Origin of the sequence: Streptomyces gilvosporeus, from assembly GCF_002082195.1 — a bacterium.
GTDB lineage: Bacteria > Actinomycetota > Actinomycetes > Streptomycetales > Streptomycetaceae > Streptomyces > Streptomyces gilvosporeus.
This window is the reverse complement of record NZ_CP020569.1, coordinates 7,040,955-7,054,652: the sequence shown is the minus strand read 5'-3', so window position 1 is coordinate 7,054,652 and position 13,698 is coordinate 7,040,955. Positions and strand designations below refer to the sequence as shown.

The window sequence follows — 13,698 nt, the reverse complement described above, 5'->3', positions numbered from 1 at the left end:
GATTAGGTGGACTCGATGCGCGGGAGAACGGTCTCTGTGGCCGTCGAGGACTGGCGGGAGGCTGGCCCGGTGAGTGCGCCGCTGTATCAACTGAAGGCGGAGTTCTTCAAAAATCTGGGGCACCCGGTGCGAATTCGAGTGCTGGAGCTGCTGAGCGAGCGTGAGCACGCGGTCTCGGAGATGCTGACGCACGTGGATGCGGAGCCGGCGTACCTCTCGCAACAACTTGCGGTCCTCAGAAGAGCGAATCTGGTCGTAACCCGCAAGGAGGGTTCGACCGTTTATTACTCATTGACCAGTCCTCACGTGGCGGAGCTGCTGCAGGTGGCACGCACCATCCTCACCGGGGTGCTGACCGGGCAGGCCGAGCTCCTCGCGGATCTGCGCGCCGCCACGCCGGAGCGGAAACCTCCGGGCCGCGCGCCGTCGTAGCACCCCTTGAACGGCGGCCGTCCCTCGCGCGTACTCGCGCGCTCTGGTGGCAGCAAGGGGCGGCCGCTCCGCGCATCGTGAGGCACCGGAATCGCCGACGTGTAGGAGCCTGTGGTGAGCCTGCTGCGCAAGATCCGTGACACCGGCCGGGTGGCAGAGCCCGCCCCACCGCGTCCCAAGGCCGCTCCCCCGCCCGCCGCCCGGGTTCTGGGCGGTTCCGCGCAGGTGCGGTGTGTGGACGCGGGCTCGTGCAACGGCTGCGAGATCGAGATCGCGGCCGCCTTCGGTCCGGTCTACGACGCGGACCGGTACGGCGCCCGGACGGTGGCCTCCCCACGGCACGCGGACGTGGCGCTGGTGACCGGCCCGGTGACACGGAACATGGCCGAGCCGCTGCGCCGCACGGTAGCCGCCATGCCCGAGCCGCGGGTGGTGGTGGCGGTGGGTGACTGCGCGCTGAACTGCGGTGAATTTGCCGGAGGGTACGGGGTCGAGGGCGCGGTCGGCGATGTGGTGCCGGTGGATCTGGAAGTACGCGGCTGCCCGCCGCGTCCCGAGGAGATCGTGGCGGCGCTGCGCACCGTAACCGGCCGGTGAGTGTGATCGGGCCCGCGCTCGGCGCGGCGTCCGCGCTGGCCAGTGCGGGCGCCGCGGGCGGGCTGCTGGTGCCGGGGCGCGGGCGGGCCGCGGCGGTGGGGGTGTGCACCGCGGGGGCCGGGGGCGCGAGTCTGGCCGCAGGTGTCGCTGCCTTGGGCGGTGCGCGATGGTCCTTGGACCTTCCCAGGTTGCTGCCGCTGGCCGGAGTGCGGCTGGCGGTGGACCCGTTGTCGGGGTTGTTCATGGCGGTGGCCGGTGCGGTGGTGGCGGCAGTCGCCGTGTACGGGATCGGGTACACGGGGCGGAGCGCGCACGGGTCGTCCTCGGGCGGGGCGTCATCACGTGGGGCGCAGGCCGTACTACCGGTGTTCGCGCTGACGCTGGTGCTGGTACCGGCGGCGGCTTCGGTGTCCACGTTCCTGGTGCTGTGGGAAGCGATGGCGCTCGCCTCACTGCTGCTGGTGCTGGCCGAGCACCGAGAGAGGGCCTCGGTGCGTACGGCCGGGGTCTGGTACGCGGTGATGACCCATCTGGGGCTCGTCCTGCTGCTCATCGGGCTGGCGCTGTTCGCCGCTCGGGCCGGGGGCCAGAGCTTTGCCGAGCTGCGGGCCGGAGCAGACGGGATGTCGCCGGCGGTGCGTGGGGTGGTGTTCGTGGCGGTGGCGGCCGGGTTCGCGTCGAAGGCGGGCGGGGTGCCGCTGCACGCCTGGCTGCCGCGGGCGCACCCTGAGGCACCCAGTCATGTCTCGGCGTTGATGAGCGCGGCGATGGTCAATCTCGGCATCTACGGGATCGTGCGGGTGGGCTTCGACCTGCTGGGCGGGGGCCCGCTGTGGTGGTGGCTTGGGCTGATCGCGGTCGGGGCTGTCTCGGCGGTGTACGGGATCCTGCAGGCGGCGATGGCCTCGGACCTCAAGCGGCTGCTGGCGTACTCGACGAGCGAGAACATGGGACTCGTCCTGGTCGGCGTGGGGGCGGCGGGGCTGTTCGCGGCGTCCGACAACCGGCCGCTGGCCGCCCTCGCGCTGGCCGCCGCCTTGTTGCACGTGGTCAACCACTCCGCGTTCAAGGCGCTGTTGTTCTGTGCGGCCGGGTCGGTGCTGCGGGCCACGGGGCTACGGGATCTGGACCGGCTGGGTGGGCTGCGGGCGCAGATGCCGGTGACGGCCGGTCTGTTCGCGCTGGGCGCGCTGGGTGCGGTGGCGCTGCCGCCGGGCAACGGGTTCATCAGCGAATGGTTGTTGTTGCAGTCGTTGATCCATGGGCTGGTGGGGCCGGGGGTGTCCACAGCGATCGTGCTGCCAGTGGCGGTTGCAGTGCTCGCGCTGTCGGCGGGGCTGGCGGCGGCAGTGTTCGTGAAAGCGTTGGGGGTGGGGTTCTTCGCCCGGCCGCGCAGTAAGCAGGCGGGCTCCGCGGCGGAGAGCCCGCCGACCATGCTGGCCGGGATGGGCCTGCTCGCCGCGTACTGCGTCGGACTGGCCCTGGTTCCTGGGGTGTTGGGGAGCGGACTGGACCGGGCGGTCTCGGCGGTTGGCCTCTCGGGCACCCGGGCGCTGTCCGGTGGTGGTCTTCAGGTGCGGTTGCAGGAGGTGCCGGCGTCGCTGGCGCCGCTGTGGGTGGTCATCGCGCTCACCGCGGCCCTGGCGGTGGCGGCCGGATTGCCCCGTCTGATCGGGCGCCGACGGCGGCGTAAGAACGCGAGACTGTGGGACTGCGGAGGCGGCGCGCCCACCCCGCGCATGGCGTATACGGCCACGTCGTTCGCCGAGCCGCTGCAGCGGGTCTTCGACGATGTGCTGGCCCCGGAGCAGGACGTGAATGTCACGCCTCTACGCGAGTCTGCCTATCTGGTGGAGCGGGTGCGCTACCAGCGGCGGGTGCCCGACCGAATCGAACACCGGGTGTACGAACCGGTGTTGGTCGCCCTGGGCCGGGTGGGAGCGGGCGCGCGGCGGCTGGCGAGCGGCAGCGTGCATCTCTATCTCGGCTATGGCTTCTTCGGTCTGGTCGCCCTGTTGCTGGTGCTGGCGGTGGGCTGGTGAGCGGGACCGGATTCGCGGCGGTGACGGCCCAGGTCGTCGTGGTGGTCGGGGGTGCACCACTGCTGGCGGGCCTGATGCGGCAGGTGCGGGCGGGGATGGAGGGCCGGGCGGGTGCCGGGATCGGCCAGCCGTGGCGCGATATGCGCAAGCTGCTGCGCAAAGAGCCCATCACCCCGGTCGGCACCGGCCCCGCCTTCCGTACGGCCCCTGCGTTGCTGGTCGCCACCACTGCCGTGGTGGCCGCGCTGATGCCCTTGCTGTCCACGAACACCCCACTCAGCGGCAAAGCGGATCTGATCCTGGTCGTCGCGCTGCTGGCCCTGGGCACGGTGGCCCTCGCGCTGGCGGGACTGGATTCGGGGACGGCGTTCGGCGGCATGGGCGCTTCGCGGGAGATGACGGTGGCCGCGCTGGTCGAACCGACCATCCTTGTCGCGGTGTTCGCGTTCTCGATACCGGCCGGGTCGACGAACCTGCCGGCGATCGTGGCCGGCGCGGTCCGCGATCCGTCGCGGCTGGCCTCGCCCGCCGGGCTGCTGGCCACCGCCGCGCTGGCGGTGGCGGTGCTGGCAGAGACCGGGCGGATTCCGGTGGACAACCCCGCCACGCACCTGGAGCTGACGATGGTCCACGAGGCGATGGTGCTGGAGTACGCGGGCCCCGATCTCGCGCTCGTGGAGCTGGGTTCCCAGATGCGGCTGACGGTGCTGCTGGGGCTGCTGGCCTCGCTGTTCGCGCCGTGGGGCATCGCCACCAGCAGCTCATGGGCGGCACTGGCCGTGGCGCTGGTGATGTTCATCGTGAAGGTCGCGCTGCTGGGGACGGTGCTGGCGGCGGCCGAGGTGTTCTGGGCCAAGCTGCGGCTGTTCAGGGTGCCGGAACTGCTGGCCGGGTCCTTCCTGCTGGCGCTGCTCGCGGTCACCGCCTCGTACTTCCTGAGCGGAGAGTGAGGAGCCGATGAGCACAGGTACGTACACCCAGTTGCTGGACCTGGCCTGCGGAGCCTTCCTGCTCGCGGCCGTGGTGGTGCTGTGGCGCCGTGAACTGGTGGCGATCGTGCAGATCTTCGCCCTGCAAGGCATTGCGCTGGCCGCCATCCCGCTGCTGCTGGGACTGCACGAGCAACGGGTGGTCCTGGTCGCCGTCGCCGTGGGCATCGGTGTGCTGCGGGGCGGGGTGCTGCCGTATCTGATGCGCCGGGCGCTGGCCGCTTCCGTGCCACCGCCCGGTGAGGAGCACCAGTATGAGGAGGACGTCAGCGAGGCCCGCGAGACCCAGCCACTAGTCAACGTCGCCACGTCCCTGCTCACCGCAGCCGCCCTGACCCTGCTGGCCTACACGGTTGCCCGGCCCTTGGTCGACCTTGCTCCCTCTCCGGCCACCCGGGCGCTGCCGGTCGGCCTGGCGGTGGTGCTGATCGGCCTCTTCGTCCTGGCCACCCGGCGCCGGGCGCTGGCCCAGGTGGTCGGCTTCCTGCTGCTGGACAACGGCATCACCGCGACCGCCTTCCTCGCCGCCTCCGGCGTGCCGCTGATTGTCGAACTCGGCGTCTCCTTCGACGTGTTGCTCGCCGTCCTGGTCCTGCAGATCCTCACCACCCGGATGCGGGCCGCCTTCGGCACCACCGACATCGACGATCTGCGGGAGCTGCACGACTGATGCCGCATTCTCTTGACGGGGCCACCGCCTCCGCCCTGTGGCTGTCCGCCCCGATCGCGCTACCTCTGGCCACCGGGGCCGCCTACGGTGTCGCCCGGCGGCACGCACCGACGCCCTGGCTGAGCCTGGTCTCCCCGGCTGCGATCCTGGCCTGTGCCATCGTGCTGCTCCAGGGCGTACGCGGCGGTGCAGCGGTCACCGCGTACGGTGGCGTGCTGCGCGCGGACGCGCTGACGGTGTGGATGCTGCTGGTGGTCGGCGCGGTCGCGGCCATCGCCTGTGCCGCCAGCCCCGCCTACCTGGCGCACGAGCGCGCCGCCGGGCACGCAACCGAGGGCGCAGCCTGCCTCTACCACGTCCTCGTCCACGCCTTCCTCGCCGCCATGAGCCTGGCCGTGCTGGCCGCCAACCTGGGAGTGCTGTGGGTGGCCATCGAGGCCACCACCATCGTCACGGCCTTCCTGGTCGGCCACCGCCGCACCCGCGCCTCCGTCGAAGCCGCCTGGAAGTACGTGGTGATCTGCTCGGCCGGGATCGCGCTGGCCTTCCTGGGCATCGTCCTGCTCTACTACGCGGCCCGCGCCGCCGGCATCCCCGAGGCATTCGCCCTCGACTGGCCCACCCTCGTCGCCCACGCCGACCGCATGGACCCCGCCGTCACCCGCCTGGCCACCGCACTGATCGTCCTCGGCTTCGGTGCCAAGGCCGGTCTCGTACCACTGCACGCCTGGCTGCCCGATGCCCACAGTCAGGCCCCCGCACCCGTATCGGCACTGATGTCGGGGGTCCTGCTCGCCGTCTCCTTCGCCGCCGTCCTGCGTATCAAGGTCATCGCTGATGGGGCACTCGGCCCCGGCTACACCCAGACCCTGCTGGCCCTCGCCGCCCTGCTCACCCTGGCCTGGTCCGCGGCCCTGCTGCTCGGCCAGAGCGACTACAAGAGGATGCTGGCGTATTCGAGCATGGAGCACATGAGCCTGATCGCGCTCGGCGCCGCCATCGGCACCCCGCTCGCGCTGGCCGCCGTACTCCTGCACATCGCAGGTCACGGGCTCGCCAAGTCCGTCGCCTTCTGCTCCTCCGGCCACATCCTGCACCTGCGGCACACCACACGGATCGGACGCGTACGGGGCCTGCTGGCCCGCGCCCCCAGCCTCGGCGCCGCCTTCGGCCTGGCCGTCGTCGCCCTGCTGGGATTCCCGCCCTTCAGCCTCTTCGCCTCCGAACTGGGCATCGCACGGGCCGGATTCGCGGCCGGACTGGGCTGGCTCACCGCCCTCGCCCTGCTCCTGGTCCTGACCGCCTTCGCCGCCCTAGCCCTGCGCACCGCCCGAATGGTGCTCGGCCCGCCGCCCCTCACGCCCGGCACCCCCGCCGTCCCCGTACGCCTGGGCCTTGCCGCCGGACTGCCGCTCGCCACAGGGCTGCTGGCCTGCGCCGCACTTGGGGTGTCGCTCGGCCCGCTGACCGATCTGGTCACCGCCGCCACCACCATCCTCGGAGGGCACTGACCGTGCAACCACGCCGCCCCGCCGAACGCGCCATCATCGACCTCAGCCCATCCGAACTGCCGGAACGGGCCGGTGGCTTGCTGAATTCCGGGCATCGCATCGCCCTGGTCGCCGCCCACCACGACACGGACAAGGCGCCCGGCGGCCGCGCCGTCCGCGTGGTCTACCTCTTCGCCTCCGGCCCGCCCGACACCCGCACCGAACTCCACGTACGCCTCAACCCCGACCGCCCCGAACTGCCCACCCTCGCCCACCTCTCCTTCCCCACCGGCCGGTTCGAACGCGAAATGCGCGACCTGCACGGCATCGTCCCCCTCGACCACCCACTCCCCCAACGTCTGGTCCGCCACTTCCACTGGCCCAAGGGCTGGTACCCCATGCGTCCCGCCGCCGGCCCGCCACCGCCCTTCGCCGAGCAGGAAGGCCCCTACCCCTTCCTGGAGGTCGAGGGCGACGGTGTCTACGAAATCCCGGTCGGCCCCGTCCACGCCGGGCTCATCGAACCCGGGCACTTCCGCTTCTCCGTCGTCGGCGAGACCATCCTCAAACTCAAGGCCCGCCTCTGGTTCGTCCACAAAGGCATCGAGAAGCTCTTCGAGGGCCGCACCGTGGAACGCGGACTGCCGCTGGCCGAACGCATCAGCGGCGACACCGCCGTCGGCCACGCCCTCGCGTACTGCCTTGCCGTGGAGGAAGCCACCGGCACTTCCGTCCCCGAGCACGCCCAGCGCGCCCGCGCCCTCCTCCTCGAACTCGAACGCCTCCACAACCACACCGCCGACCTCGGCATGCTCTGCAACGACGTCGGCCACTCCATCCTCAACGCCCAGGCCCAACGCGTCCGCGAACAACTCCTGCGCCTCAACGACGAGATCACCGGCCACCGCCTCCTGCGCGGCGGAGTCATCCCCGGCGGCGCCGTACTCCGCGCCATCCCCGACCCCACGCGGATGCGCGCCCTACGCGACGACCTCCGCGAGATCGCCGATCTCGCTCTGGGCCACTCCACCGTCCGCGACCGCTTCACCGGCACCGCCCGCCTGACCACCGAAGCCGCCCGCGACCTCGGCTGCCTGGGCTACGTCGCCCGCGCCAGCGGCCTGCCCACCGACGCCCGCACCGCCCACCCCTTCGCCACCCACGCCCCCATCCCCGCGGCACCCGCCCACACCCGCGGCGACGTCCTGGCACGCTTCCTGGTCCGCGCCGAGGAAATCGACACCTCCACGGCCCTGATCATCCATCTGGCCGACAACCTGTACCTTGGCGCAACCACCACCTGGCCACCACTCCCCGGCACCGAGGCCCCAGGCTCCGGCGTAGGGATCGTCGAAGGCTGGCGCGGCACCATCACCACCCGCGTCGAACTCACCCCCGACCAGACCCTGGCCCGCGTCAAACCCGCCGACCCGTCGTTCTTCAACTGGCCCGCCCTGCCCCTCGCCCTGGCCGACACCATCGTCCCCGACTTCCCCCTGACCAATAAAAGCTTCAACCTCTCCTACGCCGGCAACGATCTGTGACGACGACGCGGGCGGGGGCGCGTGCGTACATGTCGGACGGAACGCGCGGCGGTAAGGACCATGCGAACCGAACCGACCGCCTTCCTGAAAAAGGCGGTCTGTCACGCCGATGCAGGTCTCCTTCGGACCAGGCGGTAGCCGGTGACACGTCGGGGCTGATGCGCACGACCTGGTCCACGTGACGGTCATCGTCACCGTCGGGCCAAGGCATCAGCATGCGCCGGTAGCAGGTCAGTTCCACAGAGCCTACGCACCACTGGCTTCGGAGCAATGCTCAGGACTTGTGGGTCGGTTCCGGGAGGAACGCGCAGGGCATACCTTCCCGAATGATCCGTTGATGGTGGTCGCCAGGCGCGAGGCTACTGCCCGGTACGGACGCGCAAGGCGTCGGTGAACCACGTGTATACCGGCACCCCGGCTCTGCGCGCGGCCGTCCGGTTACGACGGGAAGCCCCCGGCCGAACGAGGACCACCGAACCTGGCTGGGCCAGGCGCGTAAGCCTGTCGCTCAGCTCGGCCTCCAGCAGCTTCAGCGTCTGCGGGGTGAGATCCGCGTGACCCATGACAGCGATCACCGTTCTCCTCCTCCCTCTCCCGTGCGACCGGTTCTGCCGGGCCGTGCTACTTGCCGGCGTGACTGCCGAGATAGAAGAGGAGCGCCAGGAAACCCAGCAGGAGGTGGCTGCCGGCGATGTAGATGAACACCCGCACGGACGCGCCCTTCTCCTTCTTCGCCTCGCTCATGCCGCTGCCGTATTGCAGCGCGGCGGTGGCGGTTTTGTCAGTGGTGTCGTCAGCCACAGCTGGCCTCCTGTCGTAGGGCGTCGGTGTCGTGAACGGCGAGGGGCGGATGCGCACGGGAACCCCCGTCCGGCCGGCCCACTCCACAAGTACGTTGATCTCGTCGAGGTTCGCCATATGGGCAGGCGGATCACCGTCACCATGCAGGAACGTGATCTCAAAGCTCATGAGATAGGGCTCTTCTGTCATGGCTCAACCCGCGGCGGCATCGGGAATGACAAAGCGGGCAATCACGTCCTTGCCGGGGCTGGCCAAGTCGGGCTCGACAGTGAGCGTGCCGTCGTACCGCGCGGTCAGCTCCGCAATGATCCGCAGCCCAGTACCCAGCGCATCGCCCTCCACATCCGGGATCCGCGGGTCACGGTCAGCCACGCCGATCACCAGCTGCCCAGCACCGACCGTCACCCCGACATCAGCCGTGGGCGACCGGTCCGCGGCATGGCGCAGCACATTGACCACCAGCTCGCTGACCACCAGCAGCGCCACGTCCGAAAGCAACGACTTCGGAGCGATCCCGAACTCGGCAAGCTTCGCGGCCGCCTCGCGCCGGGCGACGCGCACCGCACCGGGCTGGACAGGAACGGTGAACACATGCCGCCGCACCTGCGGCAACGTGTGCTCGCAAGCCGCAGCGGGCGGTATCTGCCGCCGCCTCGGCAGGAAGCGACCCGCCCACCTCATGACGCCCGGCCCTCCCGCGTACCCGCGCCGGACTCGCGCAGCTGGGCCAGCAGGTCCTGCTGGCCAGCCAGCAACTCCTCCAGGATCCGTCGCGCCGCCCCCAGCAGCTCCGCCACGTCCCCGCCCGCCAGCTCGTACACCACGGTCGAACCGCCCCGCGTCGCCGTCACGATTCCCGCCCGGCGCAGCACCGCCAGCTGCTGCGAGAGATTGGACGGCTCGATCTCGATCGCCGCCAGCAGGTCCCGCACCGGCAACGGCCCGCCCTGCAGCAGCTCCAGCACACGGATACGCACCGGATGCCCCAGCATCCGGAAGAACTCCGCCTTCGCCTGATACAGCGGAACCTGCATGCCGATCACGCCTGGCCCCCGCCTGGTGCCGCATCCGGATCGACTCCAACGTTCCGGGCCACCCGCAGCGCATCCTCCAGCTCGTCCTCCGCGACGGCCACGTCATAGCCGTCCCCGGCCTCACGCGCCGCCACCACCGCGGCTCGCGCCACCCGCACCCGCTCCCGAACCGCCTCGGCGTAACCGCCCACCCCAGACCTCCACAGCACGAACCATTAACCATCACGATAACTAGCGAATTGAAGAACTCTGCAAGTCTAGATCCCGGCGAACCCAGGGACTACAACACCCCGGCCCGGCCGGGCCTCTGCCGCAGGCATGGCCACCCAACCCTCAAGGGCGGGCCGTCGACGCGACCCACCGCGCCCCGCCCGCCCCTGCCGCCGGCCCCGCTCAGCACCCCGGAGACTGACGTGCAGAGAGAGCAAAGCGAACAAGACAGACCAGCACGCCACCAGCACAACGCCGACGCTAGCCCAGACCAGAACCGACGCGCGGCAGGACCCATCCCCACGCCAAGCCAACGCGCCACCCAGATGTTCGTCTGGAATCCAGGTGTGGACGGGGGCAGCCTGGCCTGCGGTGGAGCGAGGCACTGGGCGGGCGATGGACGGTCCTGACCGAAGCTGAATGAGACCAGAACTGAGACCAGGCATCGGTTAGCGCCAACCAGGCCGATCGCAGCCGGCAAGACCCACAGCCGGCCGAGGGCCGCTCCCGACGGGTCACTGTCAAGCCTTCTTAAGATTCACCTCGCGTCTTGCCTGGTCAGCACTGGTTTCGCCGTTGGGCGACGTCGGGTCCCAGGAGCCGTTCGTACAGTCGTGGGGAACGACCGGAGAGCCCAGACCCGGGCAGCCGGAAAGCGCAGGCAGAGCACGGAGAACCGAGACCCGATGACATCCCAGAACCGATCACCCCGCTTCTCCCGGGGCGACCTCGTTCTCGGCCTGCTCGGCGCCCTCGTGGTGGCCCTGGTGGTCGGCGGAGTGCTGTGGACGAGACACAACACCTCGTGGATCAAGAAGCAGATGGGCGGGAGCGCCTGGTCCCTCACCTACGAGGGCACATCCGCGAGCGGGGAGCCCCGGGCCACCGCCGTGCGCTACCGGTACAACCCCAACCAGTTCAAACCGGAGCACCGCGACAAACAGCTCGGCTCCACCAAGCTTCCGTGGAACAAACAGGTCGTCATCAACACCGGCGCGGAGGCCCGCATGGAGGTGACCCCCGCCGGAGAAGGGATCGCGTCCTGCTCGACGGCGTGCAGGTGGTCGCCGAGGGCAAGTCTCCAGGCCCCGGAAAGCCCGCGGTGTGCGATGTGATCACCAGCAGCACACCCGAGAAGTGGCCGCATTGAAGTCGTAACCCCGGCCCTGCCTGGGCGGACCGGCTGGGGCAGACACAGGCCAATGTGTACGGCTTGCCGGTTGCCGCCATCGCGCATCCGGCGCACCGTCGAGGCCGCCCACTTACTCCGAGGCCGACCGGGACGCCGATCAATCCGCGGAAGGGCGCTGTAAATCCGCCGCCGACCTTGTCTGAGATGCTTGGACGGTCACCGAGAGCTGGAGACGAGTCATCTCTTCACGCGTCCGCGGAGGGCAAGTAGCCCCCGGCCTAAGACGAGTGGTCCGGCGAAAGCGCAGCACCATGTCGATTTGAACTGGCCGGATGATTTTTCGGCACCCTCGCACCCGGGACTTCCCCTCACCGACAGCCAGATCGGCAAGCGCCTCCACCAAGTCGGGATCCAGCTCAAACGGGACCGATGCACCGCGCTGTTCGGTCTCGCGACCGAAGTTCCCGCCGCGATCCTCGCCCGGATGCTCAGGGTCGACATCAAAGTAGCCGTCCAGTCACAACGAGATCAGCCGGGTTCTGGACCGCCTACGCTGCCGACGTCAGCCAACGCGGGAAATCTTGAAACCTGGGCCGCAGAGCAGGCGTCATGCCGCCACGGCGAAGCCGCTTACTTCACTTTCTTCGATATGCCACTCATACCCAGATTCGAAGCGTTTTCCATATTCCTCCACGAAGGTAGATATCGCCCAGTCGGCGGGCGGTCTCGCTAGACAGTGGGACAGAATTACATAAGCAATGAAGCCATGCATCTGAATATTACCCCAGTCGACACTGTGGCCTACACATACAGGCGTCTCATTGCCTTGCCCGTCTCCGTAATTAATACGGCCGAAGCTGTCGCACTCTCGTGTTGACGCCATGCACAGATCGATGTAGTCACCCAGGTAGTAGCCATCGCCGTTCGGCTCGGGGTAGATTTCGAATCGTTCCTCGTAGGGCAATTCAGTGCACTCGATCCCGGCTTTACTTGCCCGTGCTAGCGCTGTCCTGGTGAAACCCTTGTGGCCAAACACTTGACCACCCGCAGCACCGGTGTCGTCCATGGCGCCAACCAGAGCATCGATCACTCCCACACCTACACGGCGCGAGTGATGCTTGCACTCGACAATCTCGCGTGTTCGCGGTAGCCAAATATCGACCTGCCGCGCGTAGCTGCCCGTAGTATCCGGAATCTTGATGTCCAGCTCGAAGACCACCCCTTTGTCTCGCTCGGTTAAATGCCGCATCACTTGACGCTCGTAATTCTTACCGCTCCCAGTGGTCATCTTTCCCTCCTAGTTGATCCCTGTCCGGCGAAGGTAGCTCTCAGTTTCACCTTCGAGATGCCGCTCGGCAGCCGACGCTAACAAGCACCTCTGACAGCACTCGGATGCCCGGCGAAAAGGGGATCTTGTGCCTGCCGTCATGGCTGTGTCTGCGAAGGTGGTGAGGGCGGCCGTCCCCCTACACCCGCGAGCGCCAGCCGTTGGTCGAGATCTGCAATACCTTCTGCTGCCTCGCCTTGGACTAACTTCCGCTCAGGCGCCGATGCGGTAGACGTCGAGGTCCTTCAGAGCAGTGCCTGGCTGATGAGCTCCTTCATGACCTCGGTAGTTCCCCCGTAGATCGTCTGGGCGTGGGCATCGAGCCATGCGCGGGCCGTCGGCGCACCAGCAACGTCGCCGCGTCCCGCCTGGAGTTGTAGGCACCGGTCGGTTACACGCTGGCAGGTTTCTGTCGCCCACCACTTCACCATGGCGGCATCCGTGCTCTCCAGACTCCCGGCCATGTGGGCGTGCACGCACTGGTCCGTAAAGGCCCGAGCGGCGGTGACCGCCGTCGCCAGTTCGGCGAGCTGGAACCGCATGCCCTGGCTGTCGTGCAGCGTCCCAGCGTAGGCATTCGCGTCCTCGTTGCCGTACTGGCCTTGCTCGCTCAGGAGGCGCAGAGTGTCATCGACGGCCTGTTGGGCGGTGGCCGTGGCGGCCACGGCGATCGAGAGGCGTTCCGTGGGGAGGTTGCGCAACAGGTGGGCAAACGCGCGTCCTTCACCACCGAGTAGATTCACTGCGGGTACTCGAGCATCGGTGAAGGACAGTTCGGCTGTGTCCTGGGCTTGCCTGCCTGTCTTGTTTGCGAGGGGGCGTCGGGACAAGCCGATGGTGTCACCTTCGACGGCGAAGATGCTCGCGCCGCGTGGTCCGTCTCCTGTGCGTGCTATGACAAGGATGAGGTCGGCGAGCATCCCGTTGGTGATGAAGGTTTTCTGACCGTTGAGTACGTAGTCCCCGCCGTCGCGGATAGCCCGGGTGCGGATCGCTTGGAGGTCGCTGCCCGCCTCTGGCTCGGTAATCGCAATGCAGGTGAGCAGCGTCCCTAGGCAGAAGCCAGGCAGCCATCTGGCGCGCTGGTCCTCAGTGGTGAGGTCGCGCAGGTACGGGCCGATGATCTCGCTGTGCAAGGAGAAGGAGGGACCGTGTGCTCCTCGGCGTGCTAGTTCCTCGGCGACGACTACGTGATATCGGTGGTCGGCCAGTCCCCCTCCGCCGTACTCCTCGGGGATGTCCATGCCCAACAGCCCTCGCCGCCCCGCGGCGCGCCACACCGACCGGTCGACGTGTCCGGCGGCCTCCCAATCTGCGTGGTACGGGACGATCTCCTCGTCGACGAAGTCGCGGACGGTCTGCCGGAACGCCTCGTGTTCCGGCGCGAACAAGGAACGCCGCATGCGGCACCTCTCTGCGTTGGGCACGAG

14 protein-coding genes are annotated in these 13,698 nt (G+C 69.0%); 8 read left to right on the top strand and 6 right to left on the bottom strand.

Going from position 1 to position 13,698, the window contains the following annotated elements:
- Nucleotides 1-69 precede the first annotated feature (69 nt).
- From B1H19_RS31245 to B1H19_RS31215, 7 genes are all read left to right on the top strand, one after another.
- Nucleotides 70-432, top strand: a complete 363-nt coding sequence (locus B1H19_RS31245; protein ID WP_083109987.1) for an ArsR/SmtB family transcription factor — start codon at nucleotides 70-72, stop codon at nucleotides 430-432.
- A gap of 114 nt (nucleotides 433-546) precedes the next feature.
- Nucleotides 547-1,029, top strand: a complete 483-nt coding sequence (locus B1H19_RS31240; protein WP_083108039.1) for an NADH-quinone oxidoreductase subunit B family protein — start codon at nucleotides 547-549, stop codon at nucleotides 1,027-1,029.
- The gene (locus tag B1H19_RS31235; RefSeq protein ID WP_083108038.1) at nucleotides 1,026-3,071 is read left to right on the top strand and encodes a proton-conducting transporter transmembrane domain-containing protein; all 2,046 of its coding nucleotides are present in this window, start codon (nucleotides 1,026-1,028) and stop codon (nucleotides 3,069-3,071) included. The genes B1H19_RS31240 and B1H19_RS31235 overlap by 4 nt, the downstream gene beginning before the upstream one ends.
- Nucleotides 3,068-4,021: a respiratory chain complex I subunit 1 family protein gene (locus B1H19_RS31230; RefSeq protein ID WP_083108037.1), complete on the top strand. Its 954-nt coding sequence runs from the start codon at nucleotides 3,068-3,070 to the stop codon at nucleotides 4,019-4,021. The genes B1H19_RS31235 and B1H19_RS31230 overlap by 4 nt, the downstream gene beginning before the upstream one ends.
- 7 nt (nucleotides 4,022-4,028) lie before the next feature.
- The gene (locus B1H19_RS31225; protein WP_083108036.1) at nucleotides 4,029-4,730 is read left to right on the top strand and encodes a hypothetical protein; all 702 of its coding nucleotides are present in this window, start codon (nucleotides 4,029-4,031) and stop codon (nucleotides 4,728-4,730) included.
- Nucleotides 4,730-6,241 carry a proton-conducting transporter transmembrane domain-containing protein gene (locus B1H19_RS31220; protein WP_083108035.1) on the top strand — a complete coding sequence of 504 codons (1,512 nt, stop codon included), beginning with the start codon at nucleotides 4,730-4,732 and terminating at the stop codon, nucleotides 6,239-6,241. The genes B1H19_RS31225 and B1H19_RS31220 overlap by 1 nt, the downstream gene beginning before the upstream one ends.
- Before the next feature lie 2 nt (nucleotides 6,242-6,243).
- A complete protein-coding gene (locus tag B1H19_RS31215) occupies nucleotides 6,244-7,764 on the top strand; it encodes a hydrogenase large subunit (protein ID WP_107426200.1) in 1,521 nt (506 codons plus the stop codon).
- A gap of 621 nt (nucleotides 7,765-8,385) precedes the next feature.
- On the opposite strand, the gene B1H19_RS38935 is transcribed toward B1H19_RS31215, so the two are convergent.
- The 4 genes from B1H19_RS38935 to B1H19_RS31190 all read right to left on the bottom strand — a co-directional run bounded on the left by B1H19_RS38935 (nucleotide 8,386) and on the right by B1H19_RS31190 (nucleotide 9,790).
- Nucleotides 8,386-8,733 (bottom strand): DUF6126 family protein, encoded by a 348-nt coding sequence (locus B1H19_RS38935; RefSeq protein ID WP_159028171.1) that lies wholly within the window; start codon nucleotides 8,731-8,733, stop codon nucleotides 8,386-8,388.
- 24 nt (nucleotides 8,734-8,757) lie between these two features.
- A complete protein-coding gene (locus B1H19_RS31200; RefSeq protein WP_237289610.1) occupies nucleotides 8,758-9,156 on the bottom strand; it encodes an ATP-binding protein in 399 nt (132 codons plus the stop codon).
- Nucleotides 9,157-9,242: 86 nt separating this feature from the next.
- Nucleotides 9,243-9,599, bottom strand: a complete 357-nt coding sequence (locus tag B1H19_RS31195) for an ArsR/SmtB family transcription factor (protein ID WP_083109984.1) — start codon at nucleotides 9,597-9,599, stop codon at nucleotides 9,243-9,245.
- Between the two features lie 5 nt (nucleotides 9,600-9,604).
- Nucleotides 9,605-9,790 carry a hypothetical protein gene (locus B1H19_RS31190; protein ID WP_083108032.1) on the bottom strand — a complete coding sequence of 62 codons (186 nt, stop codon included), beginning with the start codon at nucleotides 9,788-9,790 and terminating at the stop codon, nucleotides 9,605-9,607.
- 705 nt (nucleotides 9,791-10,495) lie between these two features.
- Here B1H19_RS31190 and B1H19_RS31185 point away from each other — a divergent pair.
- Entirely contained in the window at nucleotides 10,496-10,924 is a 429-nt protein-coding gene (locus B1H19_RS31185) for a hypothetical protein (RefSeq protein ID WP_237289608.1), read from the top strand.
- A gap of 624 nt (nucleotides 10,925-11,548) precedes the next feature.
- Here the strand turns inward: B1H19_RS31185 and B1H19_RS31175 are convergent.
- Together B1H19_RS31175 and B1H19_RS31170 are read right to left on the bottom strand one after the other, a co-directional pair.
- Complete coding sequence (locus B1H19_RS31175; protein WP_083108031.1) at nucleotides 11,549-12,229, bottom strand: restriction endonuclease; 681 nt, start codon at nucleotides 12,227-12,229, stop codon at nucleotides 11,549-11,551.
- A gap of 284 nt (nucleotides 12,230-12,513) precedes the next feature.
- Complete coding sequence (locus B1H19_RS31170) at nucleotides 12,514-13,671, bottom strand: acyl-CoA dehydrogenase family protein (protein ID WP_083108030.1); 1,158 nt, start codon at nucleotides 13,669-13,671, stop codon at nucleotides 12,514-12,516.
- Between the last annotated feature and the right edge of the window lie 27 nt (nucleotides 13,672-13,698).

Bases quoted from the DNA above. Each gene is read 5' to 3' on its own strand.
- B1H19_RS38935 (WP_159028171.1), bottom strand. From the start codon at position 8,733: ATGAGCTTTGAGATCACGTTCCTGCATGGTGACGGTGATCCGCCTGCC.
- B1H19_RS31220 (WP_083108035.1), top strand. From the start codon at position 4,730: ATGCCGCATTCTCTTGACGGGGCCACCGCCTCCGCCCTGTGGCTGTCC.
- B1H19_RS31175 (WP_083108031.1), bottom strand. From the start codon at position 12,229: ATGACCACTGGGAGCGGTAAGAATTACGAGCGTCAAGTGATGCGGCAT.
- B1H19_RS31225 (WP_083108036.1), top strand. From the start codon at position 4,029: ATGAGCACAGGTACGTACACCCAGTTGCTGGACCTGGCCTGCGGAGCC.
- B1H19_RS31170 (WP_083108030.1), bottom strand. From the start codon at position 13,671: ATGCGGCGTTCCTTGTTCGCGCCGGAACACGAGGCGTTCCGGCAGACC.
- B1H19_RS31185 (WP_237289608.1), top strand. From the start codon at position 10,496: ATGACATCCCAGAACCGATCACCCCGCTTCTCCCGGGGCGACCTCGTT.
- B1H19_RS31195 (WP_083109984.1), bottom strand. From the start codon at position 9,599: ATGCAGGTTCCGCTGTATCAGGCGAAGGCGGAGTTCTTCCGGATGCTG.